The organism is Bacteroidota bacterium, from assembly GCA_030017895.1.
Lineage (GTDB): Bacteria > Bacteroidota > Ignavibacteria > UBA10030 > BY39 > JASEGV01.
In genome coordinates this window covers 1-20,654 of the sequence record JASEGV010000030.1, presented here as the reverse complement: position 1 = coordinate 20,654, position 20,654 = coordinate 1, and the positions used below count along the sequence as shown (strand labels likewise).

At 38.7% G+C, this 20,654-nt stretch carries 19 protein-coding genes; 2 read left to right on the top strand and 17 right to left on the bottom strand.

What is annotated here, in order from left to right:
- Window positions 1–128 precede the first annotated feature (128 nt).
- Window positions 129–2,063 (bottom strand): molecular chaperone DnaK, encoded by a 1,935-nt coding sequence (gene dnaK, locus QME58_07405; GenBank protein ID MDI6803659.1) that lies wholly within the window; start codon window positions 2,061–2,063, stop codon window positions 129–131.
- Between the two features lie 111 nt (window positions 2,064–2,174).
- Entirely contained in the window at window positions 2,175–2,603 is a 429-nt protein-coding gene (locus QME58_07400) for an Hsp20/alpha crystallin family protein (protein MDI6803658.1), read from the bottom strand.
- A 307-nt stretch (window positions 2,604–2,910) separates the two neighbouring features.
- On the opposite strand from QME58_07400, the gene QME58_07395 reads away from it, so the two are divergent.
- Window positions 2,911–3,690: a biotin--[acetyl-CoA-carboxylase] ligase gene (locus tag QME58_07395; GenBank protein ID MDI6803657.1), complete on the top strand. Its 780-nt coding sequence runs from the start codon at window positions 2,911–2,913 to the stop codon at window positions 3,688–3,690.
- 9 nt (window positions 3,691–3,699) lie between these two features.
- Window positions 3,700–4,479: a type III pantothenate kinase gene (locus QME58_07390; protein ID MDI6803656.1), complete on the top strand. Its 780-nt coding sequence runs from the start codon at window positions 3,700–3,702 to the stop codon at window positions 4,477–4,479.
- Here QME58_07390 and QME58_07385 read toward each other — a convergent pair.
- From QME58_07385 to QME58_07315, 15 genes are all read right to left on the bottom strand, one after another.
- Entirely contained in the window at window positions 4,460–6,553 is a 2,094-nt protein-coding gene (locus tag QME58_07385; GenBank protein MDI6803655.1) for a PAS domain S-box protein, read from the bottom strand. The genes QME58_07390 and QME58_07385 overlap by 20 nt on opposite strands.
- Before the next feature lie 29 nt (window positions 6,554–6,582).
- A complete protein-coding gene (locus tag QME58_07380; GenBank protein MDI6803654.1) occupies window positions 6,583–7,233 on the bottom strand; it encodes a response regulator transcription factor in 651 nt (216 codons plus the stop codon).
- Between the two features lie 49 nt (window positions 7,234–7,282).
- Complete coding sequence (locus QME58_07375; GenBank protein MDI6803653.1) at window positions 7,283–8,320, bottom strand: histidine kinase; 1,038 nt, start codon at window positions 8,318–8,320, stop codon at window positions 7,283–7,285.
- 94 nt (window positions 8,321–8,414) lie between these two features.
- Complete coding sequence (locus QME58_07370) at window positions 8,415–9,908, bottom strand: NADH-quinone oxidoreductase subunit N (protein ID MDI6803652.1); 1,494 nt, start codon at window positions 9,906–9,908, stop codon at window positions 8,415–8,417.
- 174 nt (window positions 9,909–10,082) lie between these two features.
- On the bottom strand, window positions 10,083–11,687 hold the full coding sequence (locus QME58_07365; protein MDI6803651.1) for an NADH-quinone oxidoreductase subunit M: 1,605 nt from the start codon (window positions 11,685–11,687) through the stop codon (window positions 10,083–10,085).
- A 31-nt stretch (window positions 11,688–11,718) separates the two neighbouring features.
- A complete protein-coding gene (gene nuoL / locus QME58_07360; GenBank protein ID MDI6803650.1) occupies window positions 11,719–13,986 on the bottom strand; it encodes an NADH-quinone oxidoreductase subunit L in 2,268 nt (755 codons plus the stop codon).
- A gap of 9 nt (window positions 13,987–13,995) precedes the next feature.
- Window positions 13,996–14,307 carry an NADH-quinone oxidoreductase subunit NuoK gene (nuoK, locus tag QME58_07355; protein MDI6803649.1) on the bottom strand — a complete coding sequence of 104 codons (312 nt, stop codon included), beginning with the start codon at window positions 14,305–14,307 and terminating at the stop codon, window positions 13,996–13,998.
- A 43-nt stretch (window positions 14,308–14,350) separates the two neighbouring features.
- Complete coding sequence (locus QME58_07350) at window positions 14,351–14,860, bottom strand: NADH-quinone oxidoreductase subunit J (protein ID MDI6803648.1); 510 nt, start codon at window positions 14,858–14,860, stop codon at window positions 14,351–14,353.
- A gap of 6 nt (window positions 14,861–14,866) precedes the next feature.
- Window positions 14,867–15,439 (bottom strand): NADH-quinone oxidoreductase subunit I, encoded by a 573-nt coding sequence (locus QME58_07345; GenBank protein MDI6803647.1) that lies wholly within the window; start codon window positions 15,437–15,439, stop codon window positions 14,867–14,869.
- A gap of 51 nt (window positions 15,440–15,490) precedes the next feature.
- Window positions 15,491–16,513, bottom strand: a complete 1,023-nt coding sequence (gene nuoH, locus QME58_07340; protein ID MDI6803646.1) for an NADH-quinone oxidoreductase subunit NuoH — start codon at window positions 16,511–16,513, stop codon at window positions 15,491–15,493.
- Window positions 16,514–16,588: 75 nt separating this feature from the next.
- Complete coding sequence (locus tag QME58_07335; protein ID MDI6803645.1) at window positions 16,589–17,734, bottom strand: NADH-quinone oxidoreductase subunit D; 1,146 nt, start codon at window positions 17,732–17,734, stop codon at window positions 16,589–16,591.
- A gap of 1 nt (window position 17,735) precedes the next feature.
- The gene (locus QME58_07330; protein ID MDI6803644.1) at window positions 17,736–18,215 is read right to left on the bottom strand and encodes an NADH-quinone oxidoreductase subunit C; all 480 of its coding nucleotides are present in this window, start codon (window positions 18,213–18,215) and stop codon (window positions 17,736–17,738) included.
- Window positions 18,216–18,237: 22 nt separating this feature from the next.
- Entirely contained in the window at window positions 18,238–18,738 is a 501-nt protein-coding gene (locus tag QME58_07325) for an NADH-quinone oxidoreductase subunit B family protein (protein MDI6803643.1), read from the bottom strand.
- 4 nt (window positions 18,739–18,742) lie between these two features.
- A complete protein-coding gene (locus QME58_07320) occupies window positions 18,743–19,165 on the bottom strand; it encodes an NADH-quinone oxidoreductase subunit A (protein ID MDI6803642.1) in 423 nt (140 codons plus the stop codon).
- A 343-nt stretch (window positions 19,166–19,508) separates the two neighbouring features.
- Window positions 19,509–20,549, bottom strand: coding sequence for a macro domain-containing protein (locus QME58_07315; GenBank protein MDI6803641.1), 1,041 nt, complete (start codon window positions 20,547–20,549; stop codon window positions 19,509–19,511).
- Between the last annotated feature and the right edge of the window lie 105 nt (window positions 20,550–20,654).

Sequence of the window (20,654 nt, the reverse complement as noted above, 5' to 3'; positions counted from 1 at the left end):
TGTTCTTCCTAATTCTTTCCGGCTTTTTTTCTATTAGGATCTCGATAACTTCTTGTTTGTCATTGGACTGGAAATCGTGAAAGGCGGTAATCGAAGCAATCGAACTTCCGCCTTTCCATCTAATCAAACTACTTATCCTTATCTTCAACCACTTCGAAATCGGCATCTTCAACTGCCTTGCTTTTTTCTTTTTTCTCTTCGGTTTCGGGTTGAGCTTGTTGCTGGCCGCCTTGGAAGCCTTCAGCACCCGGCTGCGATTTTACATTTTCATACATCTTTGATGAAGCTTCGTTCCAAACATTGTTCAAAGTTTCCATTTTCGATTTAATATCAGCATGAACGCCGGCTTTAACTGCTGCATCGAGTGCATCGGTAGCCGATTCTAATTTGGATTTAACATCAGCAGGAATTTTATCTCCCAAATCTGTAATCTGCTTGCGTGTTTGGAAAACAAGATTGTCGGCTTGGTTCTTTGTTTCAATTTCTTCTTTTCGTTTTTTATCTTCAGCAGCGTGCGACTGGGCATCAGTTTTCATTTTCTCGATTTCTTCTTTTGTCAGTCCGCTCGAAGAAGTAATTCTAATACTTTGCTCTTTACTTGTTGCTTTATCTTTTGCGGCAACGTGTAACATTCCATTAGCATCTATATCAAATATAACTTCGACTTGTGGAACACCGCGTGGCGCCGGTGGAATACCATCGAGATGGAACTTGCCTAAAGTCCGGTTATCAATTGCCATCGGACGCTCACCCTGCAGAACATGAATCTCAACGGATGTTTGACTATCGGCTGCAGTCGAGAATATTTCGCTCCGCTTAGTCGGGATTGTGGTGTTAGATGGAATCAAAACGGTCATCACATTTCCGAGTGTTTCAATTCCCAATGCCAGTGGAGTAACATCGAGCAGAAGGACGTCGGTAACATCACCACTTAAAACTCCGCCTTGGATAGCCGCTCCTACAGCAACGACTTCATCCGGGTTAACTCCTTTATGTCCCTCCTTACCGAAAATATCTTTTACAAGTTGTTGAATACGTGGCATACGAGTCATCCCGCCTACCAAAATAATCTCGTCGATTTGATTCGGCAATAATCCTGAATCCTTTAAAGCACTTTCGACAGGATGAAAGCATCTATCTACAAGGTCAGAGACGAGTGTTTCAAATTTAGCTCTCGTGATATTGATATTTAAGTGTTTGGGACCATCGGCAGTTGCGGTGATGAACGGCAGATTAACGTCGGTTTGCATTAATTGTGATAATTCGATTTTTGCTTTTTCGGCTGCTTCACGTAAACGCTGCAAAGCCATCGGGTCTTTGCGTAAATCGACACTTTCATTTTTCTTGAATTCGTCTGCAAGATAATCTACGATGCGATGATCAAAGTTATCTCCGCCGAGGTGAGTATCGCCGTTTGTCGATTTAACTTCAAACACACCATCACCAAGTTCAAGAATCGAAATATCGAAAGTTCCTCCGCCCAAATCGAATACTGCGATTTTCATATCTTTTGCTTTCTTATCAAGTCCATAAGCTAAAGCAGCAGCCGTTGGCTCGTTGATAATGCGTCGGACAGTCAGTCCGGCAATTTCTCCAGCTTCTTTTGTTGCCTGACGCTGTGCATCGTTGAAATACGCAGGTACCGTAATAACTGCCTCTGTAATTTTTTGTCCTAAATAATCTTCGGCAGTCTGTTTCATTTTTTGCAGAACCATAGCGCTTATTTCTGGCGGCGAATATACACGATCGTCTATCTGGATGCGTGCGGTATTGTTATCTCCTTGTATTACTTTATATGGAACAAGTTTCATTTCCTCATTTACTTCGTTATGGAACCGTCCCATAAACCGTTTGATAGAAAACACCGTGTTTTGCGAGTTTGTTACTGCTTGCCGCTTTGCCGCTTGACCAACAAGCCGTTCACCGGATTTTGTAAATGCCACAACCGACGGAGTTGTACGCGAACCTTCCGGATTCGCAATTACAACCGGGTCGTTACCTTCCATTACGGCAACAACCGAGTTAGTAGTTCCTAAATCAATTCCAATTATTTTACCAGCCATTTTGTTTCTCCTTTTCCGCCTTTGGCGGATTTATTTTTTAAATTAAGAAAAGAGTAAGGATGCGTAAAACTACGATCCTTACTCAGTTCGTTCTATCTTTTTTTCAAATTGTTACTTAATCTCTATCGTCTTCGAAATATCTTTCGGATTCGATTTAGGCATTTGAATTTTCAAGATACCATTTTTGAAATTCGCTTCAATTTTTTCGTTATCCACTTCGACAGGGAGGGTTACCGAACGGTTGAACGTTCCGTAGCACATTTCGAGATTGTAGAAATTTTCTTTTTCCTTTTTCTCTTCACGTTTCCGCTCACCGCTAATTGTAAGCACATCATTATGAAGAGAAATTTTTACTTCTTCTTTTTCGATGCCCGGTAATTCAGCAGTAAGGTACAGATTCTTTTCGTCTTCGCGTAAATCGATAGAGGGGATGAAAGAACCACTCATTCTGCGTGTAAGTGGAAAGTCATTAAATATTTTTTGGATTTGATTTTCGAGAGTTTCAATTTCTCTGAATGGTGAAAATTTTATTAGTGTCATTTTTATATTCCTATAGTTATTTGTTTTGGTTATTTATATTTCTGACATTATTACACTCAAGCATCGTGCCAGTATCCAGTAATTACACTATAATTGTTTTAACTTACTATTTTTCAATGCGTTATAGTATGTTGTGCATTTTCATTCAATCAACATATAAAATTATCTAACTGACATACTGTCATACGTGGTGTCGAAACCTGAATAGCGAAACGTAAAATGGCAGATATGTATGAAAAATTGTTTTGATGCTTAAAATAATTATCGTTGTTTTTCAAATCCTATTTTGGTATAATCAATCTGATTTATGATCGACAAAGATAAAATATTAAATAATTTAACAACCAAAGTAGTTGGTAGAAATATTATTTCATTCGAGACTATCAACTCAAGCAATACTTATGCAAAAACACTTCCTGAAACTGATTCAATAAACGGAATGGTGATAATTGCTGAAGAGCAGACCGGTGGTCGTGGTAGATTCAACCGTAAATGGGAAAGCGAGAAAGAAAAAAATCTTACTTTTTCAATTATTTTAAAACCTGAATCAGAGCTGAATAAAATCGGGTTACTGCCGCTGCTGACTGCCTCCGCTGTTGCAAAAGCAATTGAAGCTGTTACAAATTTAGAAGCTGAGTGTAAGTGGCCCAACGATATTTTGATAAACGGAAAAAAAACTTGCGGAATTCTGATTGAATCAACTTCCACTCATAAAATGAAACGTATCATCGTCGGTATCGGCTTGAATGTTAATCAAGAATTATTTCCTGATGAAATAAATTTAAATGCTACCTCCTTAAAGAATGAGTTCGGAAAAACAATCGACAGAGTAATTTTGTTAGTTGAAATACTAAAATGGTTTGAAGATATGTATTTCCGACTCATACGTAGAGATTATCAAGAATATTTGACAGAATGGAGAAATAGATGCAAGATGTTTGGAAAAGAAATATCAGTTTCTTATTTTGAAAAACAAATACACGGAAAAGCTCTCCGGATTGACTCAGACGGCAGTTTAATTCTTGAAACGGGGGCTAACGAGATAAAATTATTTTCCGGCGATGTAACCATCAACAAACAATTGTGAGAATATGCTATGTTACTATCTATTGATATCGGAAATACTCATACCGTAGTTGGAGTATTTAATAAAGAAAAATTAATATCACACTGGCGGCTCTCGAGCACAATTACAAGAACCGAAGACGAATGTTTTTTAATCGTGAAATTATTATGCGAGCAAATTAATTTACCTTTAATCAATATGGGGGGAGTAATAATTTCATCAGTTGTTCCAAATTTAACTGATATTTTTAAACGTATGGCTGAAAAGTATTTTCAAGTAAAACCGGTAATCGTATCGGCTGCATTAAGACTTGGGATAAAAATAAAATACGATGACCCGACGGCTGTGGGTGCCGACCGTTTATGCAACGCTGTTGCTGCTTATAAAAAATATGGGGGTCCGGCTATTGTTGTAGATTTTGGAACAGCCACCACGTTCGATGTTATCTCGCCACGTGGCGATTATCTTGGAGGTGTGATATCGCCCGGAATAGAAACAGCCGGCGGCGAATTGCACAGGCGTGCTGCACGTTTACCTAAAATCGAACTCCACTTCCCCGAAAATGTAATCGGCAAAAACACAGTCGAAAGTATGCAATCGGGCATTATGTACGGCGCATTAGATGCAATGGAGGGAATGATTAAACGCATCGAAAACAAATTGGGCAAAAAAGCCCATATCCTTGCGACAGGCGGCTACTCAAAATTCATTTGCCAAAAAAGCACTTTTAAAATTCACTGCGAACCTTGGTTAGTGCTTGAGGGTGCAAGGTTGATTTACGAGATGAATGTCAATCAAGTACCTTCCTGATTTTCTTTAAAACTTCCTCCGGGTGATATGGTTTTTGTATAAAATCTTTCACCCCGGCATTTATGATTTCAGACTTTTTGTTAGACGCTAAAAAACCGCTTGTAAGTATTGTTTTTACTTCCGGAAGTATCGCTCTCATATTTTCAAACAAAGTCAAACCATCGATTTTCGGTAATCCAATATCTGAGAAAACCAATTTTATTTCACTGATATTCTGCTTATAAACAATAAGTCCCTCCTCGCCATCGGTTGCAGTTATAACTTTATATCCATTTGAAATCAAAAATTCTTTCATCAAATCTCTTAATGATTGTTCATCTTCAATAACTAATATGGTTTCATTTCCCACGAGAGTAGTGTGGTCAGTAAGCTCATTATTCTTAATTATAATTTCATTGTTTATTAACGGTAAGGAAATAATAAATTCGCTACCTGCACCTAACTTGCTTTTTACTTCAATAAAACCTTTATGGTTCTGAATAATTCCGAATACGACGGAGAGTCCCAAACCGGTTCCCTTATTAAGATCTTTCGTGGTGAAGAAGGGTTCATATATCCGGTTAATTACTTTCTCTTCCATTCCGGTTCCGGTATCTCTTACTTTGAGTATAATATATTCTTGGGAATTTTTTCTCAGTTGTGTTGATATATGTAGTTCGCCTCCTTGCGGCATTGCGTCGCGCGCATTGACGCATAGGTTAAAGAGCACCTGATGCAGTTGGGTTCTATCGGCAACAAGTGGGGGTAAGTTTTCTTCAAGATGTAATATAGTATTAATAGTTTTGGGGAATGTTTCGCCGATAAGTTTCATTACATCAGAGACAACATCATTTATTTGGACAGATTCACGATACATCTCAGTTTTCCGTGTAAAAGTCAACAATTGTTTTACGACTTCCGCACCCCGTAACGCGGCTTCAGTAATAGCTTGAATACTTTTTCCCTCCACCTTTATATCATAATTTTGTGCTTCTATTAACGAAGCATGTCCGAGTATTATCCCTAATATATTATTGAAATCATGGGCAATCCCGCTCGCAAACGTTCCGATTCCGTCCATCTTTTGAGTTTGGATAAGTTGATTTTCGAGCATTCTTCTTCGGGTATCATCTATCAGATACGCTTTAATCTCTTGAAGCATTCCCGACTCATCGAAAACACCTATGTAATTTGCGATGATATAAGCCAAAGAGCCATCTTTTCTGACCATTTCGACTTCGTAATTATTAAGCTTTTTATATTTTACCAATTTTGAGAGTAATACTGCAAAGGGATTAACATCACGGTATAGAGTTGCACTGTTTGTATGCAGCGCCTCCCTCACAGATGGAAATCTAAACATTTCAGCGAATGCCGGGTTGCACATTAATATTTGACCATCCGTTGTTGTTATGTAATCACCCGTAACATCGTCTTCAAAAAAACTTCGGTACTTTTGTTCTAATTCTTTGAGCTGATTTTCCGTTTTAATTCTGTCTGTTACATCCTGCTTTATAGCAATAAAATGTGTGATCTCGCTGTTGTTATCTGTTACAGGTGTGATTATCGATTCATCGATATATGAGGTTCCATTTTTACGCAGATTTTCTAATCTTCCGCTCCAAATATGCCCTGCAAGAATTGTTTCCCACAGGTCTTGATAAAATTTCGGATCAAGTTTATTTGACTTCAGAAAACGAGGATTTTTTCCTATAACCTCTTCTTTCGAATACCCACTTAGCAATGTGAATGCGTTGTTCACCCATTGAATATTTCCAGATTTATCGGTTATCATAATTGAATTCGCAGCCGCTTCAAGAGCTGTAATTAGCAACTGCATAGTCTGTTCGATTAATTTATCCTCGGCACTATCTTTTGTTTTTGCTATTGCAAGCATGTTGCTAACTAAATATTTTCGAGTTTTCCCTATTATCCAAAGGACAATACCTGTCAATAACAGTGCCTCAAAAAATATGAACTTCAAAATTGAATGGTTGTAATAAAAATTTAACGACGTGAAGACCAGAATGATGACTGCTAAAACAAAATAGCTCGCAATCGTTTTTCGGTAGATTTTTATTTCTGAATTATTCATACTATTTATCCTTATTAACTATTAAACCTTTACAAATTATTATGATTCAAATTCCCCTGCTGAAATACTTTCATCACTGCCTGGGTACGGGAGTGGACGTGGAGCTTGCTATACATATTTTTGATATGAAAACGGACGGTTTCGATGCTGATAAATAGTTTATCTGCAATTTCTTCGTAAGTCAATCCTTTGGCTAATTCTGAGACGATTTCATATTCTCTTTTCGATAATTCTTCAGTTTCTTCGGCAGGTTTTGTTTGAAATGCTTTAATAACTTTGCGGGCTATTTCGTTGGACATCGGGGCGCCCCCTTCGTTAAGCTCTATTATTGCTTTCAACAATTCATCCATCGGTGTGTTTTTCAAAACATATCCGCTGGCTCCGGCAGTTAACGACCTAAAAATATTATCCGATGTTTCGTAAACAGTGAGCATTAAGATATTCAAATCGGATCTGCGTTTTCGAAGTTCTCTAACACAATCAATTCCCGAAATACCGGGCATATTGATATCCATCAGCACAACATCAACATCATCAATAGCCAATTTTTTCAGAGCTACATCACCCGAATTAAACGAGCCCACACATTCGAAGCCCAGCGTATTATTCAATACATACTCGATACCGTTTCGGATTACATTATCGTCTTCTACGATTGCTACTTTAATAGTTTTCACCATAGATAAAATATATCATATATTTACTAATTTCAAACACATTTTAATGTGGTTAAATGATGTGCGAATCTAATTTTAGAATCTTCAGTGAAATAAAAGTTCCTTTATCCTTAATAGATTGGATGTTCAAAATTCCATCCAAAGCTTCAGCGCGTGCAGTCATATTATTCAGCCCTTTCCCGTTTCGCGGGTCCGTGTTTTCAATGCAATGTTCGAATCCACAACCGTTATCAGCAATCGCCAAAATGAATTCGTTACCTTTGATCTTAATTTCGAAATCAACTTTTGTGGCTTTTGAATATTTACATACATTCGTTAGAGCTTCTTTGGTTATGAAGAAAATATTTCTACGGAATTCGGAAGTAAAGAAGAGCTTTTCGTTATTGGAATCAGATTCAAAAAATAATTTTATACCTTTCGTTTGAAGAAATCGGGCAGCGTAGTGCCGGATAAAAGCTGTCAAATCCTGATAACTATTTGTTGATGGGTCTAATGCCCAGATAATATCCCGTAAGCCATTCATTAAGGTATGTACTGTTGATGCCGTAAGATTAATATCTTGTTGAGCTGCTGTAATATCTCCGGAAGATAACTTTTTATTTGCAACATCCAATGTAATTGATATTTGTGAAAGTGAACTTCCAATGCCGTCGTGAAAATCGCGAGCAATGCGGCTTCGTTCCGTTTCAACAGCTCGCTGCTTTTCTTGAATTGCCTGCTTCGAAATATATTTATTTTTTAACTCGTATTTACGAATTAACCAAAAGAAAATTAAAATAACAACTATATGAAGCCACCAAAAATTTAGTTGCTCCCAAAATGGTCGTTCCGTTTCTATGGTAAAAGAAATAATCTCGCTATAACGATTTTGCTGCGGATAGTATTCGCGGATTTCAAATTGATATATACCGCCGGGGAGTTTCGACCATAATTGGTGGTCAATTGCAGATGTGTTTTTCCACATAATATCATCACCTAATATTCGATATTGATAAATAACCGAATCCTCCTCGACCTTCTTACTAAAGTAATTCTCATCAAGTGAAAATACAATATTAACACATATTATGTAGAGAAATAATAATTTCATGGCACAAATAAAAGAATATTTTTGAAAAGGAGCAAATAGATAAATTCAGCGTTAAAACAGAGAAGCCGTAACTGATTTATTCACAATCGGTTATCTACTTAATACCGAGTATTCCTACCGATGCTTGTGCAAAATCGACAAGCGGACCGAAATACAAACCTAAAACCAAAGTCGGAATAACTAATAATAGTGCCACAATAAAATGAGCCGGACGAAACTTGATTGGTTCGTGTTCGATATCTATGTCGCGTAAAAACATATTTCTGAAAATGCGGACATAATAGTAAAGCGATACAACGCTGTTTAACACACCGACTATGGCAAGCCAAATCCATCCGCTGTTTATCAGCGCTGCGAAGAGATATAACTTCCCGATAAATCCGGCAGTTGGCGGAAGTCCTGTTAACGAAATCAAAAATATCGCTAACACCACAGCCATAAACGGTGCTTTATAACCTAAACCTTTATACGAATCGATATCTTCACTCCCTATTTTGTCTGCAATCAACATCACGATGTAAAAAGCACCTAAGTTCATAAACAAGTAAGTGGCGAAGTAAATCATTATTGCAGAAATTCCTTCGTTATTTAATACTACTACACCCATCATCATATAACCGGCGTGGGCAATACTCGAATAAGCAAGTAGACGCTTGAGATTATTTTGCCAAACTGCTGTGAAGTTTCCGATCGTCATTGTAGCGACTGAAAGAACAGCGATGATAATGTGCCACTCAAATCCGCTAACAGTCGTAAAATAACCGTTGATTGCACTTGCAAGCGGGTCGTAGTAACCTACAAAGAAGTAACGAATCATCAGAGCAAAGCCGGCAGCTTTCGATGCGACTGATAAGAATGCCGTAATTGTGATAGGCGCGCCTTCGTAAACATCGGGTGTCCAGAAGTGGAACGGAACTGCAGATATTTTAAAACCAAAGCCGACAATCATTAAAAGGTTTGCGGCTATCAAAGGAAGCAAGCTGACTCCGCCTTGTTGTAGTGTTTGATTTACGTCGTATATATTCAACGAACCTGTAAGCCCGTATAAAATCGAAATTCCGTAAAGCAGCATACCCGAAGAAACCGCCCCATAGATGATATATTTGAGAGATGCTTCAGTGGAATCGGGAGTTTCTTTTTTATATCCTGCAAGTATGTATGAGCTTAAAGATGTAAGTTCGATGGAAAGATACATCATCAGTAAATTGCTGGCGCCGGTCATCAACAACATTCCTAAAGTCATAGAAATAACGAAAGCGTAATACTCGCCCAATTTCCGTTTTCCGTTGTTAAGTTCCTTCGACTGCATCGAAAAGATAACCACAAAAATTGCAGTAAGTAAAATAATTACTTTGAAGAAAACTGAAAACGAATCGACAACAAACATATCACTGAAAATCGAAACAGCTACTCCACTTTGTTGGATTACAAAATACCCGGCTAAAAACAAACCAGCCATCACAATCAATGCAATAAGCTGCGGTTTGTTTTTCATGATTAAATCAATCAGTATAGCCGCACATAAAACAATAATGAGAGTAATTTCTGGCTGAAAAATTTTTAAGCTGTCTAATATTTGTTGTAACATTATATTTTAATTTGAGGTGTTTTTATTAATATTTATCGTGTTGATATTCAAGTATTTTCACTCAAAAAACGAATTACAATTCTCAATTAAGCACTAATACTTTCATTAGCGTAGTTCTAATGTTGAAATTTACTTCAAAATTCAAAATTTAAAACAATTCTAAAATCATAAATTTCATGGTGTTGGCATCGGCATACCGGCACCGGCACTTACAAATTCAACTAGATGATTCACTGATGAATTCATCAAATCAATTAACGGACTCGGATAAATTCCTAAAATAATCACGATTATAGCTAAAGGGACTAAAGTAAACAACTCGCGTCCGTTGATATCTTGTATGTCTTTCCATTTTTCGGGAAGTGTTCCAAGAAAAACCCGTTGAAAAGTCCATAACATATAAGCGGCAGTCAGCACAATACCTAAAGTTGATGCAATTGTAATCCACCGGAAAACCTGAAATGCGCCTAAAAATGAAAATGCTTCACTGATAAATCCGCTTAAACCCGGTAAACCGAGTGCCGCAAAAAAAGCTATCGTTACAACACCAGTATAACGCGGCATCTGCTGAGCAAGTCCGCCAAAATCGTTAAGTCCGCGTGTGTGTGCACGGTCGTAAATTACACCAACAATCAAGAAGAGCATCGCAGTGATTGTTCCGTGATTGAACATCTGCATTACTGCACCGGTTACGCCTTGCGTGTTAAGTGCAGCCATACCTAAAATTACTACACCCATATGACTGATACTTGAGTATGCAATTAACTTTTTAAAATCGGTTTGCGCCATAGCAACCAGCGCCCCGTACACTATATTTATAAAGCCAAGTATTGCAAGCGGAATTGCAAAGTAAACCATTCCATCGGGAAACATCGGGAACGAAACTCTGAGCAACCCGTAAGTTCCCATCTTTAACAAAACACCTGCTAATATAACGCTGATTGCAGTCGGAGCTTCCACGTGTGCATCGGGCAACCAGGTGTGGAACGGAAATATTGGGACCTTGATTGCAAAACCTATGAACAATCCTACGTAAGCTATGTATCGCCAAAATGTATGAAGTCCACCAAGCAAAGAGTTCGGATCGTAGTTAGTGGGGTCCATCATCATCAACATATTGAATGTGTGAACTTTTTCGCCTGTTGCAGGGTCGACATAAGAGACACTAAAGTAAAGGGCTAACATTACGAGAAGCATCAACACGCTTCCGAATAATGTATAGAGGAAGAATTTAATAGCAGCATACTCGCGGCGTGGTCCGCCCCAAATTCCAATTAAGAAGTACATCGGTAGCAGCATTACTTCCCAAAAAACGTAGAACAGGAAAAAGTCGAGCGATACGAACACACCCATCATACCTGTATCTAAAAGCAGTAAAAGTGCGAAGTAACCATTAAGTGATTTCTTGATGTTCCAGGATGCAAAAACCGCGATGAAAGAAATAAGGGCTGTTAACAAAACCATCGTAACACTTAAACCGTCGATGCCTACAAAGTAATCGATATCAATTCTGCCGACCCAAGGTACACTTTGAACATTGATCCAATCAAATTTTTCTACAAATTGAAATGTTTCAGCATTGTTGATTCCGGGAAGACTTCTATTGAACCCTAAATAAATTAGGACAGCAAGAATTACCTGTAAGCCGGTAAAGACCACCGAGGTCCACCGTATTGCATTCCCATTTTGTTTAGGAATTAAGAGAATAAATATCATTCCTATGATTGGTAAGAATGTTATCCAAGTTAATATTCCTATGTTAAGAAATTGTAGTTCCATTGAAGCTTATTTACTCCGTAATGTTAATTGATTAAAACGTTCTAAAAACAAAATACAATATCATAAATCCAAACATCACAAAAATTAAATATGTTTGGACCCGACCAGTTTGAAATTTTCTAAAAACTAAACCGAAGAAACCTGATAAGTAGGCAACACCGTTCACCATACCATCGACGACATATTTATCGAAACCGCCGGCGCCCACCCAAAAACCAAACAATGTTAGCAGTCCGGCGAGCAGACCACCTGCAATTGCACCGATGTAATTAAAAAATCCGGATGCTTCGGGCCAAAGTGCTGACGCTGAAAATATTCCGACTAAAACTGACGTAAGCGAAGCAACCGTCAAGTAAACTGAACTGCTTAATGTTCGAGATTTCCATTGTTCTTTATATCCAAGTGTAAAGGCAACTGTCCAACTTCCTATGTTGTTCACAAGCCCATCAATAATATTGTTATCGAACCATCGCATAATTCGCGTTACAGCGTGAGTACCTGCAACAAAAACAAAACCGTACAATTCATCGAAGTACCATTTGTTGAGTAAAAACTTGTGAACACCGCTGAATCGTTTTGCGATTGCATCGGCGTTAATTTTTTTCCAGTAGTAAGTTGCGAAAGCTAAAAGAATACCTAAGCCGGCAACAGCCAGTGATAAAAACATTGCAGGATAATGAGCGTGATGAAATGCCTCGCCGAATATTTGGATGCTCGCTGCTTGCATTGCCATCGAAACGACCGATTCAGGACGGGGCAACAACTGATAAATCCATCCTGCAGTTGCATCGAACGGATTGAACGAGTAAAATGCAAAGAAAGATAAAACTGCAAATATTATTAATGGAAGCGTCATAACTGCCGGTGATTCGTGAATAAGGTCGAAGCGGTGCTTATCTTTGTGTTCACCGAAAAATGTAATTATCACAACCCTGAACATATAGAAAGCTGTAAGCCCGACAACTAAGAATCCGATAACCGGAATCAAAAAATGTCCCGTTAAATTTCCATAAGCGAGTGTGCCAGCCAATATTGAATCTTTACTCAAGAACCCGGAAGTAAGCGGCACGCCCGAAATCGCAAGTGTGTAAATCAGGAAAGTCCAGAATGTAACAGGCATCTTTTTCTTCAAGCCACCCATATTGCGAATATCCTGCGGGTCGGTATGATGATCGTGCTGATTATGAAGAGCGTGATGCATTCCGTAAATAACCGAACCCGAACCAAGGAACAAACCGGCTTTGAACATTGCGTGTGTTACGAGGTGGAAGAATCCGGCTGTGTAAGCTCCAACTCCAAGTCCCATAATCATATAACCGAGTTGAGAAATTGTTGAGTAAGCTAAAACTTTTTTAATATCGTTTTGAGCTATTGCAATTGTTGCGGCAACGAAAGCAGTTATAGCTCCGATGTAAGCAATAAACATTAATGCATCGGCTGTGAACATAACAAATACGCGAGCGACAAGATAAACGCCGGCGGCAACCATAGTTGCGGCGTGAATCAATGCACTAACAGGTGTGGGACCTTCCATAGCGTCGGGCAGCCATACGTGAAGTGGAAATTGTGCCGACTTGCCGATTGCACCGCAAAAAATTAGAATACCGGCAGCGGTCAACCAGGTTTCGCTTCCCATCGGAATTTGACCGTCCGCAATCGCTGAAAAAATTGCATCGAACGAGAATGTTCTGAACGTAAAAAATACTATCATCACACCGGCAAACATTCCGAGGTCGCCAATGCGATTTACAATGAATGCCTTGATCGCAGCATCGGATGCTGACTTCTTCTCGAACCAATGGCCGATTAGCAGATACGAGCTGATACCAACTAATTCCCAACCAACATACATTGTAAAAAAGTTATTTGTGATAACAATAATCATCATCGAAAATGTGAAAAAGCCAAGATAAGCGAAGTAGCGGGAGTAGCGAATGTCATCTTTCATATATCCGATTGAGAAGAGATGAACAAGTGCACTGACAATTGCAACAACGACTACCATAATCGAAGAAAGATTATCGACAACCATTCCTAAATGTAAATCGAGTTGACCGATAAAAGGAACAGTTCCGAAAGTGAGCCATTTGAAGGAAACCTGTATCACTTCATCGGGGAAGAGAACAAGTTTGGAAAGCATCGCAGTCAAAGCTGAAGCAAGCATAGCAAATAAAAGAGATGTTCCGACAATATCGCCGCCGCGTGGAAGTCGTTTACCGAAAAATATTAATATCAAAAAAGATACAAATGGTATCAGCAGGTTTGAAATTGTTAATATTAAAATTAATTCCTGGTTCATATCTTCAAACTATTCTTTCAACTTATTAATTTCATCAACGTTCACAGTGTGGAAAGTTTTATATATGTTTAAAACGATTGCTAAAACAATTGCAGCTTCGGCTGCTGCGAGGACTATTACAAAGATGGCAGCCATTTGACCGTCTAAATTAAAAGTGCCGTAACGAGAGAATGCGATAAAATTTATATTTGCTGCATTAAGAATTAATTCGATGCCCATCAATACTAAAATGGCATTACGGCGAGTTACAACACCCAAAATTCCAAGTGAAAATAAAATGGCGCTCAAAACTAAATAATGCGTTAATCCTATTTGTAACATTAATTGCCTGTCAATTTTCTTTTTTGTTTTCTGTTTTCAGACACTATTTCTCTTCTTTGTTTCTTCTTGCTAAAATTGCAGCACCGATTAGTGCGACCAACAAAACCACTGATGCAACCTCGAAGGGTAAGAGCCAGGTGGTCATAAACATTTCGCCAATCGCTTTGGCGGTTGGCATTGGGTCGCCGTTTTGTGCCGGTACAACCTTCCAATCGGTTACAGTAAAGATGCCGATTAGAGTTCCTGCAATCATCGAAGTAATAAGTGCAGCCGGTAAAATTTTTAACGTACCTGTTTTCATATCAACACTTACAACTTTATGAGTTAACATTACACCGAATAACATCAACACTAAAATACCGCCGACATAAATAAGCAATTGAGTAATAGCAAGAAAATCGGCGTTCAGCAGAACGTAAAGTCCGGCTACTGCAAAAAAAGTAAACAACAACGAAAAAGCCGAGTAAATTATATTTCTTGAAAAAACAACAATCGACGCTGAAACTACAGCGATTGTTGCAAAGAAGTAAAATAGTATATCAATCAAACTCATAATTTTTTATGTTGGATTTTCGGTTTTAGATTGTTCAGGTTTAGCCGTTGCTGCGAGTTTTGCTGCGGCTGCTTTTTTAGCTGCTGCTTCCTTCTCGGCTTCTGCTGCTTGTGTTTTTACACGTGTAATTTCGTCTTCTGTCATCGTGCAAAAATTATATATCAAATCGTGCCGTTTATATTCCGAGAATTCGTATGTATCGGTCATAAATATACATTCAGTAGGACAAGGCGGAACACAAAGCCCGCAGTAACAGCATTTTCCGATATCAATTTTAAACTCGGTTACATATAAGCGTTTCTTCGTTCCTTTTGAAGTCAAACCCAAATCTTCAGTCGGTAACGATTTCACGGTTTCAATATCTATGCAATTCACCGGACAGGCATTCGAGCACTGCAAGCATCCGATGCAATCGTCCATATTAACATACAAACGATTACGTGCGCGTTCGGGGAGTGTCATTTTTACTGTCGGATATTGTATCGTTACAGCAGGCACAAACAGATGCGAGAAAGTGATGCGCATACCAATCAGCACTGTCCAGATAGATGTAAATATGTCTTTAAAATACTGTTTCATAATTATATTGAATAATGAACAATCGAAATAAGAACTAATAATTCTTTTTATTTATTGTAACATAATCCACAGTCCAATTCCGAATATGCAAACAAATGCCCACGGAGTTAGGACTTTCCAAGATATATACATCAACTGATCGACACGCGTGCGGGGTAAAGTCCATCGCAACCACATTTGAACAATGATAAAGAACATACCTTTTGTAACAAACCAGAACACGCCCCAGATTGGTCCACTCATAAAATTACCAAAGGGACTGTTCCAACCACCGAGAAAAACTGCAGCTGCAATCGCCGAGACGGCAAACATATTTGCATACTCAGCTAAAAAGAACATTGCGAATTTCATCCCGGTATATTCGGTGTGGTAACCGGCAACAAGTTCCGATTCAGCTTCAGGAATATCGAAAGGAGTCCGGTTGACTTCAGCAAGTGATGCTACGAAGTAAATTAAAAATGCGATGAAGACGAATGGAAACTTTGCAAAGATAAACCAATTCCAGAACCAACCGCTCTGCATGTGATTAATTTCCTGAAGATTCAAAGTTCCGGCAATCATAATTACAGCAAGCAATGCAAGGGCAGTCGGGATTTCGTAGCTGACAATTTGAGCAGCCGCACGCATAGCACCGAAGAGCGACCATTTGTTATTCGACGCCCAGCCTGCCATCAACAAACCGACTACCACAAGTGACGATACCGCAATAATAAAGAAGATACCCAAATTTAGATGACTGCCGATATATTCGCTGCTGAACGGGATTGCCGCAAATGCAGCATAAGAACCGATAAACACTAAAAACGGAGCAATCAAGTGAAGTTTTTTATCGGCTGCCGATGGAACGATATCTTCTTTTTGAATAAGTTTAAGGATATCTGCAATCGTCTGTGCCCATCCGTGCCAACCGCCGGTATACATCGGACCTAATCGGTCTTGCATAAATGCTGAAATTTTTCTCTCAAGCCATACTGCAAACAACGCGTAAGGAATGATAAACACAAGCGGCAATATCGCGATTATTATGTATGCAAATATTTCACTTCCTAATATGTCGGTTAAAAATTTATCCATCTTTTAGATTTCGAATTTCGGACTTCGGATTTCTGATTTTAAATTTATTTCTATATTATTATTTTTCATTATTCTTTACCTATCTATCTCACCCAACACAATATCAATACTTCCTAAAATTGCAACGAGGTCAGCAATCATATAACCGCGAGTAATTTCGGGTAAAACGGATAGGTTCACAAAACAGGATGACCTGCTTTTAACTCGGTAAGGCGATCCGGTTCCATCGCTGACAATATAGAAACCTAATTCGCCGCGAGGAGCTTCGGTGCGAACATAAATTTCGCCTGCGTTTGGACGAATTCGTTTTGGAATTGCCGATTGAACATCGCCGTCGGGTAATTTTTCAATCGCCTGCTCGATGATTTTTATACTTTGTTCCATCTCGCGGCAACGGACAATGTAACGGTCCCAGCAATCGCCGATAGTTCCACGTTCACCTTTTCCAATCTGAGGCTGCCAATCGAAGCGATTGTAAATGCCGTAAGGATCGTCGCGCCGCAAATCCCAATCTACACCTGAACCACGCAGCACTGGTCCTGATGATGCATAATTAATTGCAACTTCAGCCGGTAAAATTCCGACATTCGCTGTCCGCTTGATAAAAATTTCGTTGTACGAAAGTAGGTTGTTTACTTCTACAATTGTTTTTTTAAATGTATTGCAAAACTGACGAGTTCTATCAACAAAGTCGAGAGGAACGTCGTGTGAAAGTCCGCCTATCCAGAAATAGTTATACAATAGACGAGCGCCGCATGTCCGTTCGAAAATTTCTAAAATCATTTCGCGGTCGCGCAGTAAAAACAGGAACGGTGTAAACGCACCTAAATCGAGTCCGAAAGTTCCGATAGCAATAATGTGCGATGCAATCCGCTGAAGTTCAGCCATTATTACTCGTATGTACTCAACACGCTCGGGGACTTGAATACTTAGCATGCGTTCCATCCCCAAAACGTAACTCCACTCCATCGACATTGCGGCAACATAATCCATCCGGTCAACATAAGGAATCACTTGCGAATAGTTGCCCATCTGTTCAGCGTGTTTTTCAAAACATCTGTGTAAATAACCGATGTATGGCTTTACATGCGTAACAATTTCACCTTCGACGGTAACTTCCAACCTGAGAACCCCATGTGTTGACGGGTGCTGAGGTCCCATCTGAATTACCATCTCTTCGGTGCGGAGTTTTCTATCCTGAGTTTGAATCAATTCTGCCATATTAATATGGTACCTTCATACCATGATAAAATTCCTGAACCTGATAATCTTTCCTTAAAGGATGTCCTTCCCAATCTTCCGGTAAAAGTATTCTGCGTAAATCGGGATGGTCGGTAAAAACAATTCCAAACAAATCGAATGCTTCGCGTTCGTGCCAATCGGCTGTTCGCCACACCGATTCAACCGAAGGAATATTTGGTGAATCAACAGGTACTTCAACCTTGAGTGTGAACTTATGTTTTTTAGCGATCGACCCGAAATTATAAACAACTCCTAAAATTCCTTTACCGTAATCCATTCCGCTCAAACACATAAGTGTATCGAATTGTAAATCAGAATCATCCCGCATAAAAGAAGAGATTTCCCGTATCGTTTCAGCTTTCACTTTTGCGTACGGTTCGAGAACACCCTCGACTTTTGCTTCAACAATTGCATCGGCAAATTTTTCGGTGATTTTATTTTGTATTTCTTGTGGAGACATTTTTAGATTTTGGCTTTTGGATTTATGATTTATGATTTTTTGTTTCGACTAAACTTGATTTTCGAATCTTTTCCTGAAGTTTTATAAGTCCTTCGAGGAGCGCTTCAGGACGTGGTGGACAGCCGGGAATATAAACATCGACAGGAATAATACGATCGACACCTTTGAGGACGTGATAGCCGTGTTCCCAATAGGGTCCGCCGCAGTTGGCACAGCTTCCCATCGAGATTACGTAACGTGGCTCAGCCATTTGATCATACAAACGTTTTATACGCTCAGCCATTTTAATTGAAACTGTTCCGGTTACAAGTATAACATCGGCTTGGCGCGGAGTTGCACGCGGTATTGCACCGAATCTGTCCAAATCGTAATGCGATGCACCAGTTGCCATCATCTCAATTGCACAACAGGCAAGTCCGAATTGCATATACCATAACGACGAAAGTCTCGCCCAGTTAAGCAAGTCGTCTATTGTCGTAATAACTATATTGCTATTTTCAAAACGTTTATCTAAAAGTCCCATTAGTTTATTTAGCTGCAGTGGAAGATTTTTTTTTATTAAGAGAAGTGATGAAAGGAATATCCGGTTCGGGTCTATCCCAATCCAAATCGCCTCGCACCCAAACATAGGCATAACCAACAAATAGTATTACAAGGAAAATAACCATTTCGATGAATGCAAAAAGTCCTAAATCCTGATACACGAGCGCCCAAGGAAAAAGGAATAGAATTTCGACTTCAAAGATGAGGAAGATGAGAGCAACCACATAAAAGCGGATGTTGTATTTAACCCACGGTGAACCTACGGGGTCTTCGCCGCATTCATAAGTAGTAAGCTTATCGGGATATGGTCGTTTCGGCCGGATAACCCAAGCGGTAACTAAGCCTAAAGTAACAAAAATGCCGGCGATAATAAAGAATAATAGCACACGGCCGAAGTCATTTAGCATGTAGAAACAACTCCAAATTTGATATATATACTATTTTTCATAAAAAAACTTGAAAAATATATGAAGATTTGGACTGAATTGCAATATCAGTTCAGTCTTCAGTAAACTTTTTTATCGCATCATAGAACTTCACAATAGCTTTCGCTTTACTTTTTCCAAAAGTAAACCAATTCAAACTCTTCCTTATTAAACATGGAATTTACCTGACAATGCTATCCATTCTTCCATAGCGGATCTTCTTTCCGATCCTCTATTCGTCCCATGGATATAAAAGAAAAACCCACTATAAGCGCGCTGTTTTTATGTGAATTGGAGCGGGTGTGTTGATAATTAGATTTAGTATTTAATTGCTGGATAATTGGTATTGATTAATCCTTTGAAGAGCAACATCAACTTGATATGGTTTAATCAATTCTTTCTTCCTGTGAGTCCAGCTCTGTATTCCTGAAAGTATTTCGTGTGTATTTTTACCTTTGTCATTTTGCAATATAAAATCGACAGTAGCAAGAAGCTCCAAACCAAATGGCGATTCAAATCCATCGATAAAATTTAAAACTCGACTTACTCTTTCTGTTTGATCATTTGTTAATGTATTCTTAAAATAGAAATCCAGATCATGAAACATCGATGGTTTTAACGTAATGATGGTTTCAGGTTTAATAGAACCTGCACGAAATTGTATATAATTCCCATTCATGATTTTCAAAACAGGTATAAGGTTATGTGCATAAGGACCGTACCAACCTTTTTCAAACTTAAGCCGCATCGGTTCACCAAATCTCTGCAAAAAATATGAAAGTTTCTGAATAACCAAAAGATTAATTTCGTTTCCCATTACTTTGTATTGCTTCATAAGATATAATAACATTACCCTGACCGGAGTAAACGATGCTTTAGATTCAACTTTTAAAACAGCAGTTTGAGCAAATATATCTGATGGCTCATATATATAAATATCAAGTGAAGCTGATAAAGGCTGGAGATATTTTATGAGAACTGTTTTGACGTGTGTCCAATTAAGCTTACCCTGACCACTTCCCAGCGGTGGAATAGCAATCGAATGAATATTATTTTCTGAAATCCATTTTACTAAATCTTTAAGCCCGGCTTCGACATATTCAAGTTTTGAAGGGTAACGCCAATGCTTTTTTGTGGGAAAGTTTATTATAAACCGCGGAGACAATAGATTCGTTTGAGTAACAAATATTTTGCCTACATCTACTAAGCCGGCTTTGCAAGCTTCTACATAGGATTTATAGTTTTCAGGATAAGAATTTTTAAATGCCAATGCAACACCTTTGCCCATCACTCCCTGGGTGTTGACAGAATTAACAAGCGCATCCGCACCTGATTTTAAGATATCTCCTTTTGTAAATTTTAACATATTAATAATACCAATCGGGTTTTATAACCACTGTAAATTTAGTTAATGCATTAGGGCAGTTCCAAAAATTCAAATATAAGTTTAGTGTTATAGATTTTATCGTCG